Origin of the sequence: Shewanella waksmanii ATCC BAA-643 (genome assembly GCF_000518805.1) — a bacterium.
Lineage (GTDB): Bacteria > Pseudomonadota > Gammaproteobacteria > Enterobacterales > Shewanellaceae > Shewanella > Shewanella waksmanii.
In genome coordinates this window covers 46,544-65,033 of the sequence record NZ_JAEH01000011.1, presented here as the reverse complement: position 1 = coordinate 65,033, position 18,490 = coordinate 46,544, and the positions used below count along the sequence as shown (strand labels likewise).

General features: G+C 44.8%; 21 protein-coding genes. 12 read left to right on the top strand and 9 right to left on the bottom strand.

Annotation, left to right across the window (positions count from 1 at the left end):
- Positions 1-16: 16 nt before the first annotated feature.
- From L865_RS0107230 to ruvX, 4 genes are all read left to right on the top strand, one after another.
- Positions 17-331: a hypothetical protein gene (locus L865_RS0107230; RefSeq protein WP_028772625.1), complete on the top strand. Its 315-nt coding sequence runs from the start codon at positions 17-19 to the stop codon at positions 329-331.
- Positions 332-480: 149 nt separating this feature from the next.
- The gene (gene yciH / locus L865_RS0107225; RefSeq protein ID WP_028772624.1) at positions 481-810 is read left to right on the top strand and encodes a stress response translation initiation inhibitor YciH; all 330 of its coding nucleotides are present in this window, start codon (positions 481-483) and stop codon (positions 808-810) included.
- 19 nt (positions 811-829) lie between these two features.
- Positions 830-1,390: a YqgE/AlgH family protein gene (locus tag L865_RS0107220; RefSeq protein WP_028772623.1), complete on the top strand. Its 561-nt coding sequence runs from the start codon at positions 830-832 to the stop codon at positions 1,388-1,390.
- 52 nt (positions 1,391-1,442) lie between these two features.
- The gene (gene ruvX / locus L865_RS0107215) at positions 1,443-1,862 is read left to right on the top strand and encodes a Holliday junction resolvase RuvX (protein WP_028772622.1); all 420 of its coding nucleotides are present in this window, start codon (positions 1,443-1,445) and stop codon (positions 1,860-1,862) included.
- 60 nt (positions 1,863-1,922) lie between these two features.
- Here the strand turns inward: ruvX and hemH are convergent, their stop codons facing one another.
- The 5 genes from hemH to L865_RS0107190 form a co-directional block, all read right to left on the bottom strand.
- Positions 1,923-2,930 (bottom strand): ferrochelatase, encoded by a 1,008-nt coding sequence (gene hemH / locus L865_RS0107210; RefSeq protein WP_028772621.1) that lies wholly within the window; start codon positions 2,928-2,930, stop codon positions 1,923-1,925.
- Positions 2,931-2,959: 29 nt separating this feature from the next.
- Positions 2,960-3,502, bottom strand: coding sequence for a glutathione peroxidase (locus L865_RS0107205; protein ID WP_028772620.1), 543 nt, complete (start codon positions 3,500-3,502; stop codon positions 2,960-2,962).
- A 90-nt stretch (positions 3,503-3,592) separates the two neighbouring features.
- Positions 3,593-4,723 carry a hypothetical protein gene (locus L865_RS0107200; protein ID WP_245608406.1) on the bottom strand — a complete coding sequence of 377 codons (1,131 nt, stop codon included), beginning with the start codon at positions 4,721-4,723 and terminating at the stop codon, positions 3,593-3,595.
- Between the two features lie 99 nt (positions 4,724-4,822).
- The gene (locus tag L865_RS0107195) at positions 4,823-5,935 is read right to left on the bottom strand and encodes a PilT/PilU family type 4a pilus ATPase (protein WP_028772618.1); all 1,113 of its coding nucleotides are present in this window, start codon (positions 5,933-5,935) and stop codon (positions 4,823-4,825) included.
- A gap of 13 nt (positions 5,936-5,948) precedes the next feature.
- The gene (locus tag L865_RS0107190) at positions 5,949-6,986 is read right to left on the bottom strand and encodes a type IV pilus twitching motility protein PilT (protein WP_028772617.1); all 1,038 of its coding nucleotides are present in this window, start codon (positions 6,984-6,986) and stop codon (positions 5,949-5,951) included.
- Positions 6,987-7,021: 35 nt separating this feature from the next.
- Between L865_RS0107190 and L865_RS0107185 the strand changes: the two genes are divergently transcribed.
- The 8 genes from L865_RS0107185 (at position 7,022) to L865_RS0107150 (ending at position 13,954) form a co-directional block, all read left to right on the top strand.
- Positions 7,022-7,717: a YggS family pyridoxal phosphate-dependent enzyme gene (locus L865_RS0107185; RefSeq protein ID WP_028772616.1), complete on the top strand. Its 696-nt coding sequence runs from the start codon at positions 7,022-7,024 to the stop codon at positions 7,715-7,717.
- Positions 7,718-7,834: 117 nt separating this feature from the next.
- The gene (gene proC, locus L865_RS0107180; RefSeq protein WP_028772615.1) at positions 7,835-8,653 is read left to right on the top strand and encodes a pyrroline-5-carboxylate reductase; all 819 of its coding nucleotides are present in this window, start codon (positions 7,835-7,837) and stop codon (positions 8,651-8,653) included.
- 30 nt (positions 8,654-8,683) lie between these two features.
- Entirely contained in the window at positions 8,684-9,232 is a 549-nt protein-coding gene (locus tag L865_RS0107175) for a YggT family protein (protein WP_028772614.1), read from the top strand.
- A complete protein-coding gene (gene yggU, locus L865_RS0107170) occupies positions 9,232-9,525 on the top strand; it encodes a DUF167 family protein YggU (protein WP_028772613.1) in 294 nt (97 codons plus the stop codon). Before L865_RS0107175 ends, yggU begins: the two co-directional genes overlap by 1 nt.
- 95 nt (positions 9,526-9,620) lie before the next feature.
- A complete protein-coding gene (locus L865_RS0107165) occupies positions 9,621-10,055 on the top strand; it encodes a DUF4426 domain-containing protein (protein ID WP_028772612.1) in 435 nt (144 codons plus the stop codon).
- Positions 10,056-10,158: 103 nt separating this feature from the next.
- On the top strand, positions 10,159-10,761 hold the full coding sequence (gene rdgB / locus L865_RS0107160; protein ID WP_028772611.1) for an RdgB/HAM1 family non-canonical purine NTP pyrophosphatase: 603 nt from the start codon (positions 10,159-10,161) through the stop codon (positions 10,759-10,761).
- The gene (gene hemW, locus L865_RS0107155) at positions 10,761-11,903 is read left to right on the top strand and encodes a radical SAM family heme chaperone HemW (RefSeq protein WP_028772610.1); all 1,143 of its coding nucleotides are present in this window, start codon (positions 10,761-10,763) and stop codon (positions 11,901-11,903) included. Before rdgB ends, hemW begins: the two co-directional genes overlap by 1 nt.
- Positions 11,904-12,109: 206 nt before the next feature.
- Entirely contained in the window at positions 12,110-13,954 is a 1,845-nt protein-coding gene (locus tag L865_RS0107150; protein ID WP_028772609.1) for a DUF885 domain-containing protein, read from the top strand.
- Between the two features lie 947 nt (positions 13,955-14,901).
- Here the strand turns inward: L865_RS0107150 and L865_RS0107145 are convergent.
- The 4 genes from L865_RS0107145 to L865_RS0107130 all read right to left on the bottom strand — a co-directional run bounded on the left by L865_RS0107145 (position 14,902) and on the right by L865_RS0107130 (position 18,466).
- Positions 14,902-15,846 carry a LysR family transcriptional regulator gene (locus tag L865_RS0107145; protein ID WP_028772608.1) on the bottom strand — a complete coding sequence of 315 codons (945 nt, stop codon included), beginning with the start codon at positions 15,844-15,846 and terminating at the stop codon, positions 14,902-14,904.
- Between the two features lie 357 nt (positions 15,847-16,203).
- The gene (locus L865_RS0107140; RefSeq protein WP_037470719.1) at positions 16,204-17,031 is read right to left on the bottom strand and encodes a YggN family protein; all 828 of its coding nucleotides are present in this window, start codon (positions 17,029-17,031) and stop codon (positions 16,204-16,206) included.
- 197 nt (positions 17,032-17,228) lie between these two features.
- The gene (glsB, locus tag L865_RS0107135; RefSeq protein ID WP_028772606.1) at positions 17,229-18,143 is read right to left on the bottom strand and encodes a glutaminase B; all 915 of its coding nucleotides are present in this window, start codon (positions 18,141-18,143) and stop codon (positions 17,229-17,231) included.
- The gene (locus L865_RS0107130) at positions 18,143-18,466 is read right to left on the bottom strand and encodes a YggL family protein (RefSeq protein WP_028772605.1); all 324 of its coding nucleotides are present in this window, start codon (positions 18,464-18,466) and stop codon (positions 18,143-18,145) included. Before L865_RS0107130 ends, glsB begins: the two co-directional genes overlap by 1 nt.
- Positions 18,467-18,490 lie beyond the last annotated feature (24 nt).

Sequence of the window (18,490 nt, the reverse complement as noted above, 5' to 3'; positions counted from 1 at the left end):
TTTATAGAGAATTATCATGACTTGGTTCATTGCAGCTTTTACCATCGCGACCGCTATATTCCTATTTGGGCCTAAAGAAGTCAGCGACCAACAAACGCAAAAACACAGTGAGCTACCCAAACAGCTGTCACTATTATTGCTGCCGGTCATTATGCTTGCTTGGTTTGCAGTAACTCAGCTAAACAGTCAAACCTCAATGTTTGATATTGTTGCACTTGGATTTGTACTTTCTGCTTGCAGTATTGCATTGCCTACTTTGCGCCGTTTCATCCTCCCCTGCGCAGGATTAACCAGTGTGGCACTAATCGCTGCTTTACTCGTTAACCTCTAAGCTAACGCTAGTTTCGCAAACCGATCTCCCTGCAAATTGATCGATACGCCATTAAGACCACCCAAGGTGGTCTTTTTTTTGCCCTTTCTCCCATAGTGTCACTGAGTTTGTTAAACTTGAAATAACTCAATACCACAAGTGTGTAAATAATGAGAATTGATCCGAATATTTCCCTGGTCTATAGCACAGACGGTGGAAAAATTGCTCCCGAGAAAACCCGGAAATCAGCACCGAAAGGAGACGGTATTATCCGTATCCACAAAGATAGCAAAGGCCGTAAAGGTAAAGGTGTATCTGTGATTAAAGGTTTGGAGCTAGACGAAAAAGCCCTCAAGGCGTTAGCGCAGAAGCTAAAGAAGCAATGTGGCTGCGGTGGCACGGTTAAAGATTTTAATATTGAAGTTCAAACCGACAATCGCGAGCAGCTCAAAGTCTTACTAGAAAAGCTCAACTATACGGTAAAACTGGCTGGAGGCTAATCCTTTGACAGCGCCTAAAATGACAAGTTTGCAGAATCACTTACTGATTGCAATGCCATCACTGCAAGACACTTTTTTTGAGCGTTCAGTAATTTATATTTGCGAACACGATGAAAAAGGTGCGATGGGGTTAATGATAAATCGCCCTATTGGCGTTGAGGTGGAAGAACTCCTCAAGCAGATGGAACTTGATGATAGTGCTGATATGCAGCCGTCTTTATCAACTAAGGTGTTGGTTGGCGGTCCGGTTAACCCTGAACGTGGCTTTGTATTACATACGCCGCAACCTCACTGGAGTAACAGCGAACAACTTAGCGATGAAGTCATGCTTACCACCTCTAGGGACGTGCTTGCTGCGCTCGGAAAAGACAGATCACCGCAGCACTATATTGTCGCCTTAGGTTATGCAGGTTGGGGCCGAGACCAGTTAGAGCAAGAGCTTGCCGACAATTCTTGGCTATCGATTCCTGCCAGCGCCGATATTCTTTATAGCATTGCCCATGACGAACGTTGGCAACAAGCCACCCAATCGCTAGGGTTCGATGTTTGGCAACTATCACATCAATCAGGCCGAGCCTAGCTGCGGCCTCAACCCGTTTTATTGAACGCATAATAGCCATTAGGATTTACACATGAGTACTCAATCAGTACTGGGCTTTGATTTTGGCACTAAGAGTATTGGTGTTGCTATTGGCCAGGCCATTACCGCCAGTGCCAGACCTCTCACCTCGCTTAAGGCAAATGATGGCATCCCCAAATGGGAGGACATCGCTGCACTTATTGAAGAGTGGCAGCCAGATATAGTCGTGGTCGGCCTGCCGCTTAATATGGACGGTACTGAGCAAGAGATGACCCAGCGAGCCCGTAAGTTCGCTAATCGTATTAATGGTCGCTTTGGCATCAAAATAGCCACCCAAGATGAGCGCCTAACGACCGCAGATGCGAAAGCTAGGCTGTTTGAATTTGGTGGCTACAAAGCACTTACCAAGGGCCAAGTCGACTCTATGTCTGCAGTATTAATCATTGAAAGCTATTTTGAAAACCAGTATTAATTGCCGTCGCTAAAACATAAAAAAGCAGCCAAATGGCTGCTTTTTTTTAGCAAAATTGGCTTATAGATGGGGTTTAACCAAATTGGCCATCATCTTTATATGGCTGTCTCCGTCATTGAGCGCAGCAATATAGCGATAGCGCTCACCACCAGCTTGTTCAAACACTTCTCTGTTTTCTGATTCAATTTCTTCTAAGGTCTCTAGACAATCGCTGCTAAAGGCTGGACAGACAATGGCGACATCTTTGACGCCCTTTTCAGGTAGCCCCTCCAGCGTAGCATCGGTATAAGGACCCAGCCACTTAGCTTCACCAAATCGAGACTGAAAAGTAGTGATGCACTCATCTTCGCTCAAGCCAAGCTTCTCTACCACAAGACGGGTGGTGACTTTGCAGTAGCAGTAATAAGGATCGCCAAGGTGAAGATTACGCTCAGGCATGCCATGATATGACAACACCAGCTTTTGCGGCTTACCATGCTTGTCAAAATCAGCTTGGATTGACGCTGCTAAGGCATCAATGTAATCGCTGTTGTCATGATATGTATTGATAAAGTGCAAAGAGGGTAAGAAGCGCCACTTAGTTAACACCTTGCTAATGGCATCAAAAGCAGAGCCGGTGGTGGGCGCCGCATACTGAGGATAAAGTGGCAGCGCGACAATTTTATCCACGCCTTGTTGATGGAGACGATTTAACACTTCATCGACCGACGGATTGCCATAACGCATACAAAAGTCGACCAAAACAGTGTCGCTGCCTATTTGCTCGCGCAGTTTATTGGTTTGTGCCTGAGTGATACTCATTAAAGGTGACCCATCTTGCTGCCAAATTTCTTTGTATAGTGCAGCAGATTTGGCGGGCCTTACCCGTAATATAATGCCGTGTAGAATTAGCATCCACAGCAGTTTGGGGATCTCAACCACTCGCGGATCGGATAAAAACTCTGCCAGGTAAGTTCTAACCGATGCAGCAGTTGGCGCATCAGGCGTGCCTAAGTTCATTAATAACACAGCCACTTTGGCTCTTTTTTGGTGGCCTTGCTCTTTGGTCATTCCAACAAACTTGTTCAACTTATCTCCTTAATACGCACCATACGACGTTATAGTTGCTGCTCTATCGCCTCAACAAGGGCATCTGAATCAGGTTTAACACTCGAATTAAATTTTTGCACTACTTTACCATCAGCACTGACTAAGTACTTATTAAAATTCCAATTTGGCTCGCTGGTTTGTGCAGAAAGGTGGTTAAAAACGCTTTGTGCGCCCTGACCTTTAACTTTTCCTGGCGCTAGCATGGTAAAAGTGACGCCATAGTTGATGTAACATACATCGGCGGTTTTAACCTCTTCAGCTTCTTCTTGATTGAAATCATTAGATGGGAAGCCCAGTACCACCAGCCCTTGGTCTTTATAGGTTTTATGTAATGACTCTAGCCCTTTAAACTGCGATGTGTAGCCACAGTTGCTGGCGGTATTGACGATTAACACCGGCTTACCCTCAGTCAATTTACACAAATCGACCTGTTTCTCTGAGTGCAATTTTCTAGCAGTAACATCTAAAAAGGCGGGACACTGCCCTTGGGCGAATACGCTCGGCACAGCCATCAAGGCCAATAAGCTTGAAATAATAATGCGGCTTTTCATAACGACTCCTTAATTAGTTAAGTGTCGATACGTGTAACCGCACTATTTGGATCATAACAAAGCACATTTCTAATCAATGGCGTACGGTATTTAGAAATAAAAACCAATATTGACGTTCAGACGAGAACTCCAGCGCTGCTCACCTTCATCAATACCGATACCGGGTCCATTAATAAACCACATATTGTTACCAGCAATCCAATCCACGTATGAATAAAATTTGCCAGCCGTGATCGCACAACCCGTGACGTTTTGAATCGAGTCTGCTTGACCTTGACCTGACACAAAGATTTGGCTGTAGTCGTTATAACAATTGAGGTGAGTGATTGGGCCCCAGTCAACGTCAAAGCCTTTAGCAATGTTTGCCGTTACCACATCAGCTTCATTTGCTATCTCAAAGGGGAAAGCAAATGCAGATAACGCTATGCGCTTATCTGCCGGCGTATCATAGTGGTAGCGCATATACTGCAATTGTGTTTGCCATTGCTGCCAATCCATTTGCCAATGCACTGCCCCAGCATAACCTTCAATATCCTCACCGGGATCAGCACCTACCGTGTTTGGCTGATATTCCAGTTGCTGCCATTGTAACGACCCACCAATTTTATGGGTGGCATCACCAGATTTAATAATATTTTCACCGCGTAAATTAACCTGACCCGCTTCTTCATAAGGCGCTTCGGCGGTGGTTGCCACATCAAACGAGTAACGGTCAAACTCAGTGCCGTCAGCATATTCATCGCTGATAAAGTAAGCCACATCCCAACGCCAATCGCCGCGATCATGTATCCAGTGGAAACCGGTATCATAATCATCTTCAAAACCAAGGTAATAATTAGCGCTAAACCAGAAAGAGTGCGAATTATAAGGCAGCAAACCAAAAGGGACTTGAGTCACCCCTAACTGAATTTTATTGTGCTTATCAATGTTGTAGCCAATATACGCATGGTGGATAACATCAATGTCTTTGTACCAGCGATACTGGGCCGAACCATAGAGGATATCTGACTGGTAGTTGACATCGACTCGAAATAACTCAAATTCAATTGAATCGTCGTTATCATAATCTTTCCAACCATAGTTAACTCGAAGTGCGCCACCCACATCCCATTCATCATTGATCGGAATAGCGTTGGCTTGGGTTGCAGAGCACGCCATGCCCAATAGGCATAACCGCCAAAAGTGATGCAGTTTTGGAGTAGGTTTGGTGCGTGTTTTCATGATCACTCATCCTTGTGAGGGAATTTTTATCCGTCACTTTGCATACAAAAAAAGTAAAGCAGGCGACTGCCTGCTTTACTTCATACGACTATATTGCAACTAGTCGAGGTCTAGGGTCACCCCTTCCATAAAACCTGAACTCGGTGAGTCTGAATTTTGTAGCTTAATCATCAGACGCAAGTCATTAGGCGAGTCAGCGTGATGCAGTGCATCTGCGTAGGAGATTTCACCTTCGCTATATAACTGTAGTAAAGCTTGGTCAAATGTCTGCATTCCTTGCTCATTTGATTTAGCCATGGTTTCTTTCAGCACGTGCAGCTCATTTTTGGCAATTAAGCTGGCAACCCTTGGCGTGTTAATCAACACTTCGATTGCTGCACGCCTGCCGCTGCCATCACTCTTGGGAATGAGCTGCTGAGCAACAATGCCGCGCAAGTTCAAAGATAAATCAAATAACAATTGCTGATGCTTATTCTCTGGCACTAAATGCATGATGCGGTCCAGCGCTTGGTTGGCGTTGTTGGCGTGCAAGGTTGCCATACATAAATGCCCGGTTTCAGCAAACGATAACGCAAACTCCATGGTTTCTTGGGTACGGATCTCACCAATCAAAATCACATCGGGCGCTTGGCGCAATGAGCTCTTAAGCGCGGCATCAAATGAGTCTGTATCGATGCCAACCTCACGCTGAGTAATAATACTTTTGCGATGGTCGTGGACAAATTCAACCGGATCCTCAATGGTTAAGATGTGCCCTCGGGCATTAGAGTTGCGGTAACCAACCAGTGCAGCCAGCGAAGTTGACTTACCTGTACCGGTACCGCCAACCATAATAATCAGACCACGCTTACTCATCACCAAGTCTTTCAAGATAGGCGGTAGCTTGAGGTCGTCAACCAGAGGAATTTGGGTTTCGATACGACGCATCACACACCCTGGCGACTCTCGTTGCCAAAATGCACTCACACGAAAACGCCCTAAATCTTTCGCAGCAAAAGCGAAGTTACATTCACGGCTTTCATGAAACTCCTGTTTTTGCACATCTGTCATTAGCGACTCAACAAACGCTAGCGATTGCTCAGGTGAAAATGGGTTTTCCGCTAACGGCCTTAGTTCACCATCAATTTTCGCACTAGGTGGAAAGCCCGCAGTAATGAATAAATCAGACGCTTTGCGCTCAATCATTACCTTTAAAAATGGGAGGACATCCATATTATCTTCCTACTTAAAATGTCGTTTGCTTATTCGCGCTTTTTTGCATGGCGTCTTCGCGGGTGATTTGGCCACGATTGACTAGATTTTGCAGGCATTGATCCAGTGTTTGCATGCCATGAGCCATACCGGTCTGAATCGCCGAATACATCTGCGCCACTTTATCTTCACGGATTAGATTTCGAATCGCAGGGGTACCCATCATAATTTCATGAGCCGCCACTCGACCACCGCCGACTTTCTTAATCAGGGTTTGCGAAATCACCGCCTGCAATGACTCAGAGAGCATGGTCCGCACCATGCCTTTTTCACCTTCAGGGAAAACATCCACCACACGGTCAATGGTTTTTGCCGCTGAGGTGGTATGCAAGGTGCCGAATACTAAATGACCGGTCTCCGCTGCCGTCATCGCCAAACGAATGGTTTCAAGGTCACGCATCTCACCCACTAGAATAACATCGGGATCTTCACGTAAAGCGCTTCTTAGTGCGGCATTGAAGCTATGGGTATGCTTATGAACCTCACGTTGGTTAATCAAGCACTGCTTGTTTTGGTGTACAAATTCTATTGGGTCTTCAATAGTCAGAATGTGGTCATGGCGATTTTCATTCACGTAATCAATCATCGCCGCCAAAGTGGTACTTTTACCAGAACCAGTAGGCCCGGTAACCAGTACTAAACCCCGCGGGTAACTAGAGATTTTCTTAAAAATTTCTGGAGCGCCTAATTGCTCTAAGCTCAGAATATCACTGGGAATGGTACGAAAAACGGCTGCAGCGCCGCGAGACTGATTATAAGCATTGACACGAAATCGTGCTAAATTAGGCACTTCAAAAGAAAAATCTATCTCTAAATGTTCTTCGTAATCTTTACGCTGCTTATCATTCATAATGTCATAGACTAAGCTATGTACGCCTTGATGATCTAAAGCAGGCAGATTAATCTTTCTGACTTCACCATCAACACGTATCATTGGCGAAACGCCAGCACTAAGGTGTAGATCTGAAGCGTTGTGTTTTACACTAAAGGCAAGTAACTCTGTGATTTCCATAGTTCGGGACATCCATTCAACCAAAAACTTACATCATGACAACAATAGCAGACAGACTGGCTAACGCCCACCTAAGAATTACCCAAGCGTCGCAAAAAGCAGCGCGAGATCCAAGCGATATTCATTTACTGGCAGTCAGTAAAACCAAGCCGATTTCGCAAATCCAAGCCGCTTATGCCGCTGGGCAGCGCCAATTTGGTGAAAATTACGTACAAGAAGGCGAACAAAAGGTTAAGCAGTTAGCCACACAATGCCCTGAAATCATTTGGCATTTCATTGGCCCATTGCAGTCAAACAAAAGTAAAATTGTCGCCGAAAACTTTGATTGGATACACACGCTATCACGGGATAAAATCGCCAAGCGCTTAAACGAACAGCGCCCAGCGGGAAAAGCACCGCTAAATGTCTGTATTCAAATTAATATTAGTAACGAAAGCAGCAAATCTGGCTGCAGTGTCGAACAAGCACTGCAACTGGCCAGTGACATCAAAAAACTGCCTAACCTGTGTCTGCGCGGCATTATGGCGATTCCCAGTGCCGAATGCTCACCCGAGCAGCAGCAACATGAGCTCAGCGCCATGCAAACCCTGTATCAAACATTGCAGCAGCAACATTCCAGTATTGATACGCTTTCGATGGGGATGAGTAACGATTTAGAAGCGGCTGTCACCCACGGCTCTACCATGGTACGCATAGGCACAGCGATATTTGGCGCACGAGACTATTCCTAATATGCCGCCCAGCGGCTAAATGAGTTAAATTCGACAACAATTTAGTAAGATGACTGGTAATTAGCGCGCGGTAGGAATGCTAGTTACCCCTCATAGGCAGGAGCTTAGAGAGCAATAATGATACAGAAAAAGATATGCTTTATCGGCGCAGGTAACATGACCAGCAGCATAACTAGTGGATTGGTCAAAAGTGGCTATAACCCACAACTCATCCATGCAACGAACCCAAGCCAAGCCAAGCTGGATAAATTGTCTCAACAACTGGGCATTAAAACCTCTAATGATAACCTACCAGCCGCAGCAGAAGCTGATGTGGTTGTGTTATGTGTTAAACCGCACCTAATGGAAAGTGTTTGTCAGCAGTTAAGCCAGCTCGATATGACTGACAAATTAGTTATTACCATTGCTGCGGGGGTCACTGCCAACCGTTATCAAGATTACTTTAACCAGCCAATTAAGTTAGTACGCACCATGCCAAATACCCCCACGCAAATAGGCGTAGGCATGACCGGGCTTTTCGCCGATGACAAGGTCTCTCAAAGCGACAAAGATTATGTAGAGCAGCTTATGGCTAGCGGCGGTGAAGTCGTTTGGGTGAATCAAGAAGATGAGCTCAATCAAGTTATAGCATTAGCGGGTAGCTCTCCTGCCTATTTTTTCCTTATGATGGAAGCGATGATTGACAGCGCCAAGCAAGATGGCGTTGATGAACAAGCTGCAAGAGCACTTGTACAACAGGCCGCAATGGGAGCGGCTGCAATGGTTAAACAAAACCCACAACTCAGTGCAGCCCAGCTGCGAGAGAATGTGACATCAAAAGGCGGTACAACAGCACAGGCTGTTGCAGCGTTTGAACAAGCCGATTTGCGTGGTATTGTGCGTAATGCAATGCATGACTGTATTGCCAGAGCAGAAGAGATGGCCAAGCAATATTAATTGATCCCTGACCAATAATAGAGACCAACAATGAACGCATTTAGTTTTTTAGTCAGCACCCTATTTGATCTATACCTAATGGTGGTAATTTTACGCATTTGGTTACAACTGGCGCGCGCTGATTTTTACAACCCGTTTAGCCAATTTATCGTTAAAGCAACCCACCCTATTGTCGCACCGATGCGCCGAATACTGCCTTCGATGGGCAACTTAGATACCGCTTCAGTCGTACTGGCGCTATTAGTGGTCGTGGCTAAGTTTGTGATCTTAAGCTTAATGGCAGGCGCCAACATCGACATTGTCACCATATTGATCATCTCTATCGTGTCAGTAATAAAAGAGGCTGGGGTGTTACTTTTCTGGATGTTAATCATCCGCGCTATTTTAAGTTGGGTCAGCCAAGGGCATAACCCAATTGAAATGGTTATGGGTCAACTAACAGAGCCACTGTTATCACCCATTCGCCGACTATTACCGCCAATGGGTGGTTTAGATTTATCGCTACTCGTTATGATGATAATCCTTAATTTCCTCAACATATTGCTCAGTCAGTATGTGCCGTTTTGGGCTAACGTATAGTGGCAGCATTAATTGAGCAGCAAGATAACTTGCTGCTCAAGCTATATATTCAGCCTAAAGCCAGTCGTAACCAGTGGGTGGGATTGCATGGGGACGAGATAAAAGTAGCCATCACTGCGCCCCCCATAGATGGTAAGGCTAATGCCCACCTCACTAAGTGGCTGTCTAAAGCCTTTAAGGTGCCTAAATCAGCTATCACGATTACCAAAGGCTCACTTGGGCGCCATAAACAAGTGGAAGTGATTGCCCCCAAGCAAATACCAACCGTGATTGCGCAATGGCTGCACCCATAAATCAATTGAATAAAACGTAACAAAATACAGCAAAACAAGATCGAAACCGCGCTATCCCCTATACTTGATAAAAGCGCCAACCGAGGAGTATCACTATGGTACGTTTACTGATCGCAACCCTTTTACTGGTTATTACCTATAGCCCCAATGCGCTAGCAGAACAAAAAAAAGTCGTCGGCAACTTTGACATCCACTACGTGGCATTAGGCAGTACCTTTCTAACCCCCTCCATTGCCAAAACCTATGGCATCAAACGCAGCAGTTATACCGGTATTATCAATATCTCGGTGCAGCAAAATAATCTACAAGGTCACCCTGCGGTACCGGTAGATATATCAGGAATAGCCAATAACCTGCTTGATGCACGAATAAACCTGAACTTTAGAGAGATACGTGAAGGCGATGCCATCTACTATATTGCTGAAGTACCTTATCGAGACGATCAAGAAATCAACTTTCAAATCGCCATTAAGCATGACAACGAGCTCAATACCCAGCTCAAATTCAAACAGAAATTTTATGTAGAGTGACCCATCAAGGCAGCTAAGCTGCCTTGATTGTTTTCTTCACTACCGTTTTCAGCCATCCTTGGGTATCATGGCGCGCTAAAATGTGGCCCGAAAGGTGATGATTGTGAAAAAAATAGTGTTAGCTAGCGGTAACAAAGGCAAGTTAAAAGAGTTTTCAGAAATATTGGCTGAGTTTGGCATTGAAGTCATGCCACAGAGCCAGTTCAACGTATCTGAAGTTGCCGAAACCGGTACCACTTTTGTTGAAAATGCTATTATCAAAGCGCGTCACGCCGCTGAAGTCACCGGCATGCCTGCCATTGCAGACGATTCAGGACTTGAAGTTGACCTTCTCAATGGTGCACCAGGCATCTATTCAGCTCGCTATGGTGGTGAAAACGCCAAAGACAGCGACAACTATATGAAACTACTCGATGCCATTGCCGACGAAAAACAGAACCGTAGCGCCCGCTTCCAGTGTGTGCTGGTCTATATGCGCCATAGCGCTGATCCAACGCCCATCATTTGCCAAGCCTCGTGGGAAGGTGAAATCGGCTTTAAGGTTGCCGGCGATAACGGCCATGGTTATGACCCAATTTTTATTCCTCAAGGCCACAGTTGTACCGCTGCCGAATTAACTAGCGATGAAAAAAATGCTCTCAGTCATCGTGGTAAAGCCATGCAGCTTTTACTCACCCAGATGCAAGCTAAAGGCGTGCTCGACTAATGTTAACACTGCCACCACTTAGTCTGTATATCCATATTCCTTGGTGTGTACAAAAATGCCCTTATTGCGACTTCAACTCCCATGGTCAACACGGTGAGTTACCGCAACAGGAATATGTCGACGCGCTGCTTGAAGACTTAGACCAAGACTTAGCCTACGTTCAGGGCCGTCGATTGCACTCAATCTTCATAGGTGGTGGTACGCCTTCACTATTTGATGCTCAACAAATCAAACGCTTACTCGATGGCGTACAGGCACGAATTGTCTTTGAAGACAGTATCGAAATTACCATGGAAGCAAACCCTGGCACCTTAGAGCATGATGACCTTGCCGCTTATCAGCGTGCTGGCGTCAACAGGTTATCAATTGGCGTACAGAGTTTTGCCACAGATAAGCTTAACTTGCTCGGTCGGATCCATGATGAAGGCGAAGCCCAAGCTGCCGCTAAACAGGCGCATAAAGCGGGATTTAACAGCTTTAATTTAGATTTGATGCATGGTTTGCCCAATCAAAGCTACGAGCAAGCCATGGCTGACATCGCGCAAGCTGCAGAGCTCAACCCACCGCACTTGTCTTGGTATCAGCTCACCATTGAGCCTAATACGCTGTTTCACTCTAAACCACCGCAGCTGCCTGACGATGAAGCATTGTGGCACATTTACGAGCAGGGTCAGAAGAAGTTGGCAGAGCTTGGGTATCAACAATATGAGATATCCGCCTATGCAAAACCTGGCTACCAATGTCGTCATAACATCAACTATTGGCAATTTGGAGACTACATCGGCATCGGCTGTGGTGCCCACGGCAAAATTACCGACTTGAGCCAACAACAACTATTTAGAACGGTCAAAGTTAAACACCCTAAGGGCTACTTGTCTGAGCAAGATTATCTATTTGATAAGAATGAAATAGCACTTAACGATCGTGCGCTAGAGTACTTAATGAATCGCTTTCGATTAATGGCCGCGATCCCTAAAGTAGAGTTTGAGCAACGTACCGGCTTAGCGGCGACATCAATAATAAAACCCATGCAGCAAGCACAAGCTAAAGGCTTAGTGACTGTTAGCAGTGATCATTGGCAATTAACCGCAAAAGGTAGCATGTTCGTCAATGAACTACTGGGGCTATTTTTTGACGAATAGGCCCGAGCTAGACCGAAACCACATTGTACAATTAGCGACTGACATCGCGAGTAGCCGCTAGGATAAAGCCCGTTAGCCTCGCGGTAGTCGCTATATACAGATTCGTCAACTTTCTGCGCAATAATACACATCTGCTAACAATTATATTAGAAAATCATCGCCAACCTTTATTAGGATAACAAGCAATAATAATAGGAAGACGACACATGCAAATAAAAACAACAACGACCCTAATCGCACTAACCCTGAGTGCTTTACTTGCTTCACCAGTTACCTTAGCCGCTAATGGTGCTGGCCTATCAAGCCCCAACCAACCAGTCGCACAATCACTTAATAGTGAATCAGAAAAAGCCAACGCGCTGTTTGAACGCATTTTTATGGATAATGTGATGGCTAGCCCCACCACCCAAACCCAACTTGGTATCAAAACAGATTATGACAAGTGGGATGAGCGCGGTGAGCAAGCGGATGAACGTAAACTAATCCGCAGCCAAAAGCACCTCGCTGAGCTCAATAGCATTAACATTGACAAGCTAGATCAACAAACTCGTCTCAGTTACGACTTACTTAAAGCACGCTTAACTCAAGCAATAGATCAGCATCAATGGCGTCATTATAGTTACCCTGTCAATCAAATGTATGGCGGTCACTCTTTCATTGCCTCGTTTCTGATCAATCAACATCAAATTAGCAATGAAGCTGATGCACAAGCCTATATCGCTCGCCTCCAAGCGGTACCGAGCAATCTACATCAACTCACGCAATCACTCGAAGTCCGGGCTGAAAAAGGCATTATTGCACCTAAGTTTGTATTCCCTTATGTGTTATCAGACAGTAAGAACATCATAACTGGCGCACCTTTTGATAATGGCGAAGATAGTGCGATTTGGGCTGACTTCAAGCGCAAAGTTGCCCTACTCGATATAAGCCAATCACAGCAAGAAGCGCTACTAAAACAAGCCAAATCAGCGCTCATCAAACAGGTTAAGCCCGCTTACACTAGCCTAATTAGCTATATGACAGACTTAGAGAAGCGTGCCGATACTCGAGACGGTGTATGGCGTTTTGAAAATGGCGAGCAGTTTTACAATATGGCGTTAGCGCGCACGACTACGACAGATATGAGCGCAGATGAAATCCATCAACTTGGCTTAAGTGAGGTTGATCGTATTCATGACGAAATGCGCGCCATCATGAAGCAAGTTAACTTCGAGGGGAGCTTAGCTGAGTTTTTCACTTTCATGCGCGAAGATAAACAGTTTTACTATCCAGCAACCGATGAGGGCCGCCAAGCCTATTTGACCGAAGCCACAGCGCTTATCGACAATATGACTTCGCGACTCGATGAAGTATTTAATATTAAGCCAAAGGCACCAATGGTTGTTAAACGGGTTGAAGCTTTTAGAGAGAAATCTGCTGGTAAGGCATTTTACAATCAACCAACCCCAGACGGATCTCGCCCAGGCACTTATTACGCCAACCTGTACGACATGGAAGCCATGCCTAAATACCAAATGGAAGCATTGGCTTATCACGAAGGTACACCCGGCCATCACATGCAAATCGCCATCGCTCAAGAGCTACAAGGCGTGCCGAAATTTAGACGTTTTGGTGGCTACCAAGCCTATGTTGAAGGATGGGGTTTATACAGTGAGTACTTCCCTAAGGAGATGGGGCTGTATGCAGACCCCTACTCTGACTTTGGCCGCTTGGCCATGGAGCTCTGGCGCTCTTGTCGCCTAGTAGTCGATACCGGCATTCACGCCAAAAAGTGGACCAGAGAGCAAGGCATCGAATACTACGTACAGAACACGCCCAATGCAAAATCAGATGCAGTAAAAATGGTCGAAAGACATATTGTGATGCCTGGCCAAGCTACCGCCTATAAGGTTGGTATGATCAAAATATTGGCACTAAGAGAAAAAGCGCAGCAAGCATTAGGCGACAAATTTGATATACGTGATTTCCACACAATAGTACTCAAAAATGGCCCTGTACCATTAGATGTACTAGAAAGTGAAATTGATCTTTGGATAAAGCAAAGTAGCTAATTCGTCAGTATTGACCATTAAGCCTCGTCAGCAAATTGTTGCTTACGGGGCTTTTTTATTGCTTGCTATCAATTCAATCAAAGGAAATTGACCGAAGATTTCCATGGGGCTGTGACAAATAGGCTATGGCAAATATTAATTATACCAATCAGTATAAACATTTAGTCACTCAGCGAGAGTTTAGCGGTTCTGAGGTAAGGCAACGAGTGAAGAGCATAGTTATTCTACGGTTAAGCTCGTTAACACAGCATCAGAATCGCTAAAACTCGCCATTCTGGCGCGTTTTGGCTGCCTACTTCTGCGTTGAATAATTTCACAAGGGAACAACCATGGTTTCAATCATTCGCCTTGAATTAGTTTGCCCAAAGCGCGCTGAGTAGATCAAATTCTTATACTGATTGGTATTATACCAATCAGTATAAGATTCACAGACAAACTTGTTGAAGGTGCGTTTGCACAAAGCGCCGTTAGATAAAGGATGAGATTAGCGAAGTTGACCCTAAAAAGAAAAATACCCCGGTAAAAGCCGGGGTAAACCAAAAACTAGGATGATGGTTTAAAGCCGACATTGTTTTAGTTCTTAAACCGCTGTCAGCATTGAATTAAAGCCGCGTTGCCGCTGTCTGCGAAAAAAAGCCAAGAGGGGTCATTCTTTAGCTTTCTTAAGGGTCTCAGACACCCTAATTCAATTTCCACCATTGTATTATTTACAGAACAAATGACAATAAAAACTCACACTCACCATTAGTAATAACTAAACAAAACGGCACAATACAAGTAGCAATAACAACACGTAATCATTTGTTTTAATTAACAAAAAAGGCGATCGACTGCAAGGTGCCGCCTTTTTGTTCTAGATATGAAACAATGTTTCCAGAATAACTAAAATTATAATGTTCAAAAAGCCAACAATACTAGCTCATCTACTATTTTACATCGTCCCTAATTTAAGACTTACGCTTCGCATAAAGTTCAGCATAAGGCGCATCCCAATATGGAGGCGTACCAATATGTTCTTTAATAAAGTCAATAAAGGCACTGACTTTGGGCGCAAGGTGTTTACGACGAGGATAGACAGCCTGTAGCGGCAAATGGTTGGTCAATTGCCACTCAGGTAAAATAGGCACTAACGTGCCCTTAGCAATCTCATCTTCAAGCAAGTAACTGGCTAAATAAACAACCCCTAAACCACTTACTGCTGCAGATTTCAGTGCTGGCGCATTATCCACTCTAAAGTTACCAGAAACGCCAATCTCACAGTAATCTTCACCGCGCTTAAACTGCCACACACTGTGTTCGTGCCATTCGCCGTGATACACCAAACAATTATGATCAACAAGCTGCTCAGGACGCTCTGGCTGACCATGTTTGGCAATATATTCAGGTGAAGCTGTAAGAAGGAACTGACATTTCATCAGTGGGCGAGCCACCATGCCTAAAGGCAATTGCTCAGACATCGTCAACAACAGATCTAAGCCTTCGCTCACGACATCGACTTTATGATCTAGCAAGCTAACTTGTAGCTCTAACTCTGGATGCTTAGCCATAAACTCTGGCAGTGCGGGGATAATATGCATAGTACCGAATGATTGAGAAATCCCTACCTTCAATACACCGCGAGTAGCATCATTAAGATTATGGACACTGGCCACCGCTTGATCAGCATCTCGTAATAGCTCTTCGCCTTGGGTATAAAGCAGTTGACCCGCTTCTGTCAGACTCAAACTGCGCGTAGTTCTTTGTATTAGCTGCACACCTAATTTGTGCTCCAAGTCAGCAACTTGAGTACTTACCTTAGATTTAGATATGCCCAATTTGCGTGCAGCAGAGCTAAAGCTTCCTGCCCTAGCAACATGGGTAAAAATAGCAATAGGTTCCAAAAGTTCTAACATGTAAATCGCCTTCAGGTATTTGCGACACCAATATTATTCTTTAATAATCAAATAGGTAAGGATGTTAAACGGCTAATCCACACTGCATTGAATAATCGAGAATATGCGTAAGTAGGGTCAATTTCGCAATCAGTATTTGGTCAAAAATCTGATCGATATTGTTATTATTTTTTTAAGTATACCAAAGATTTGCCCATTATTTCTAATATGTATTTTTAAACAAAGATAATGCAAAAGTATAAGAGAAAATCCCCACAACACAATTGCATAAAAAAGCCCCAAATGAATTATCATTTGAGGCCGTTGCAATTGCGGTTGGGCGCAACAAGGAGAAATGTAGCTTAACGAATAGCGTCGCTATTCACGCAAAGGTTGGTTGCTGGTATCAATCAACGCGTAATTCTTTAAACTGGATACTTGAGCACGTAGTTTGTTTTCTGTGACCAGTAACTGCTCAAAGTTGTCGCAAACGCGCTCTGCACGTACTTCAAGATCTTGGGCTTGTTGCTCCATTTCACGCTCTATATCTTGGCCCATACGCTCCATTCTTTGGCCAAAAGAGTTCATTTTCTCTTCGAAAGTGTCACCGTCACCGGCCATCATTTCACTGCCTAAGGTCATCATCATGCTGCCAATAGAGCTTTGTACTAACTGATCAAGCTCTTTTTCAAAGTCTTCACCAAAAGTTTGCTCCAATGATGACTCGGTGGCGCCAATATAAAACTTGTCGCCATTTTGGTAGGCCACAGACTCAATGCGCTCACTAAGCCCATCCATCATGGTGTCAATCTTGGCGCCGCTGGCATCACCCAATAGCGGCGTTAGCGCCATACTTACGGCTGATGTAGCAATTTCTACCGCATCATTCACAAGCTCGATAACTTCTGGCACTTGCTTAGAGACTTGCTCGCTATAGTCATTAACCAGTGCTTGTTGACTGCTGTTCAACGCGATCTCTTTGCCTTCAACGAACAGTTTGCCAAACTCTACACGATAGACTTCTTTGCCACCGTCACTTACTGTCAGCTTTTTAGGCTCAACTGCAACATCATAATTAAGCGCAACATCACACTGCTTATTGTCACCAAAGCTAATATGGTTACCTTCACCATCATGCGCCCATGCTGACGCAGTTGTAGCCAGTACCATTGCGGTTATCCCTACTGAAGCGGCCAATTTCTTCATCACTTTATCCTTTTGCTCATTTAATCTAATTGCTGATAAGACCTAAAGTCTTTAGCTGTCTATTGATAATAGTTATAGCAGTTGCCATGCCAACTTTTTAAATTACTGTAATTAAAAGAATTATTAATAATTTGGCGGAGTATGGAAGGAAAATAGCAGTCATTGCCACTAAAAATTAGTGACATTGACCAACAGAATTAGAAAATCGAACGACCGAGTGCTTGGCAAAGCGATTCTAGCGCGGCAGTTCCCGCCAGTGAGTTACCATTTTTGTCTAACTCAGGCGACCACACACACACCGCCATGTCACCGGGTATGACAGCTATAATACCGCCACCTACACCACTTTTTCCTGGCATACCAACACGATAGGCAAACTCGCCCGCGCCATCATAAAGCCCTGATGTGGCCAACAATGCGTTAAGTTGGCGAGTTTGTACTGGTGAAACCAACCGGTCGCCTCGAATACTGGTGCCCGCATTCGCTAAATACAACATTGCCCGAGATAAATCAGCACAACTCATGCGCATCGCGCAATAATGAAAGTAACTTTTAAGCACGGTATCAACATCGTTGTTGAAGTTACCAAAAGATTTCATCAAATAGGCAATCGCGGCGTTACGGGCACTGTGTTCATACTCAGAAGCAGCGACCGCTTTGTCATAGCAAATATGTGAGTTGTTGCTTAGCTTACGGACGACTTCTAGCATACGTTGCTTAGGCGCGCCTAAGCGACCTTGGAGCATATCGGCAATCACTAACGCGCCGGCATTAATAAAAGGATTTCGAGGTAAGCCTCGCTCTAACTCCACTTGAACCAGCGAGTTGAACGATTGACCAGAAGGCTCTTTACCCACACGAGACCATATCTCTTGCTCTTCATAAAGCGTTAGCGCAAGCGTGAGGCTAAACACTTTGGAGATACTTTGAATGGAGAATGGTTCTAAATAGTCACCGGCACCAATGGTGGTGCCATCGAGCGTGGTGATAGCGATCCCAAGCTTATTGGCATCCACGTTTGCCAGCGCTGGAATGTAATCGGCGACCTTACCTTTGCCTAGCAGGGGTCGCACTTGCTCGAGCACTTGCTCGAGCATTTGCTCATCTGGCATTAACTCCACCAAATATCATAAAGGTCGCTAACTTCAACATCTTTAACGTCTTGGCCATCCCAGAATGCTTTTACCGCTTGACGATCTTCCTCTGTGCACTTACCAATAGTCTGGGTTGCGATAATGCCTTCCCACTCTTTATGACCACCACCATGGAAACCGAGGTTTCTTGGCTCAATCACAGTATCGATAAACGCATCAACCGCGGTATCAATTTGCGCTTCGCTTACTGACTCATTGAAAGTCCAGTTAACATCAAAGCCAAATTCTTGAAACTCATCTATACGCAACTTTTTGCGCAAACGACGACTACGTGTTGCCATAATTTTATTTCCCTAGTGAGGTAG

What these genes read in the sequence shown, in the direction of transcription:
- L865_RS0107195 (WP_028772618.1), bottom strand. Translation starts at nt 5,935, where the DNA reads ATGGATGTCCTCCCATTTTTAAAGGTAATGATTGAGCGCAAAGCGTCT.
- L865_RS0107175 (WP_028772614.1), top strand. Translation starts at nt 8,684, where the DNA reads ATGAACGCATTTAGTTTTTTAGTCAGCACCCTATTTGATCTATACCTA.
- L865_RS0107220 (WP_028772623.1), top strand. Translation starts at nt 830, where the DNA reads ATGACAAGTTTGCAGAATCACTTACTGATTGCAATGCCATCACTGCAA.
- L865_RS0107230 (WP_028772625.1), top strand. Translation starts at nt 17, where the DNA reads ATGACTTGGTTCATTGCAGCTTTTACCATCGCGACCGCTATATTCCTA.
- L865_RS0107165 (WP_028772612.1), top strand. Translation starts at nt 9,621, where the DNA reads ATGGTACGTTTACTGATCGCAACCCTTTTACTGGTTATTACCTATAGC.
- glsB (WP_028772606.1), bottom strand. Translation starts at nt 18,143, where the DNA reads ATGCCAGATGAGCAAATGCTCGAGCAAGTGCTCGAGCAAGTGCGACCC.
- L865_RS0107200 (WP_245608406.1), bottom strand. Translation starts at nt 4,723, where the DNA reads ATGAAAACACGCACCAAACCTACTCCAAAACTGCATCACTTTTGGCGG.
- L865_RS0107130 (WP_028772605.1), bottom strand. Translation starts at nt 18,466, where the DNA reads ATGGCAACACGTAGTCGTCGTTTGCGCAAAAAGTTGCGTATAGATGAG.
- L865_RS0107140 (WP_037470719.1), bottom strand. Translation starts at nt 17,031, where the DNA reads ATGAAGAAATTGGCCGCTTCAGTAGGGATAACCGCAATGGTACTGGCT.
- hemW (WP_028772610.1), top strand. Translation starts at nt 10,761, where the DNA reads ATGTTAACACTGCCACCACTTAGTCTGTATATCCATATTCCTTGGTGT.
- L865_RS0107185 (WP_028772616.1), top strand. Translation starts at nt 7,022, where the DNA reads ATGACAACAATAGCAGACAGACTGGCTAACGCCCACCTAAGAATTACC.
- L865_RS0107150 (WP_028772609.1), top strand. Translation starts at nt 12,110, where the DNA reads ATGCAAATAAAAACAACAACGACCCTAATCGCACTAACCCTGAGTGCT.
- ruvX (WP_028772622.1), top strand. Translation starts at nt 1,443, where the DNA reads ATGAGTACTCAATCAGTACTGGGCTTTGATTTTGGCACTAAGAGTATT.
- yciH (WP_028772624.1), top strand. Translation starts at nt 481, where the DNA reads ATGAGAATTGATCCGAATATTTCCCTGGTCTATAGCACAGACGGTGGA.
- proC (WP_028772615.1), top strand. Translation starts at nt 7,835, where the DNA reads ATGATACAGAAAAAGATATGCTTTATCGGCGCAGGTAACATGACCAGC.
- L865_RS0107190 (WP_028772617.1), bottom strand. Translation starts at nt 6,986, where the DNA reads ATGGAAATCACAGAGTTACTTGCCTTTAGTGTAAAACACAACGCTTCA.
- L865_RS0107205 (WP_028772620.1), bottom strand. Translation starts at nt 3,502, where the DNA reads ATGAAAAGCCGCATTATTATTTCAAGCTTATTGGCCTTGATGGCTGTG.
- L865_RS0107145 (WP_028772608.1), bottom strand. Translation starts at nt 15,846, where the DNA reads ATGTTAGAACTTTTGGAACCTATTGCTATTTTTACCCATGTTGCTAGG.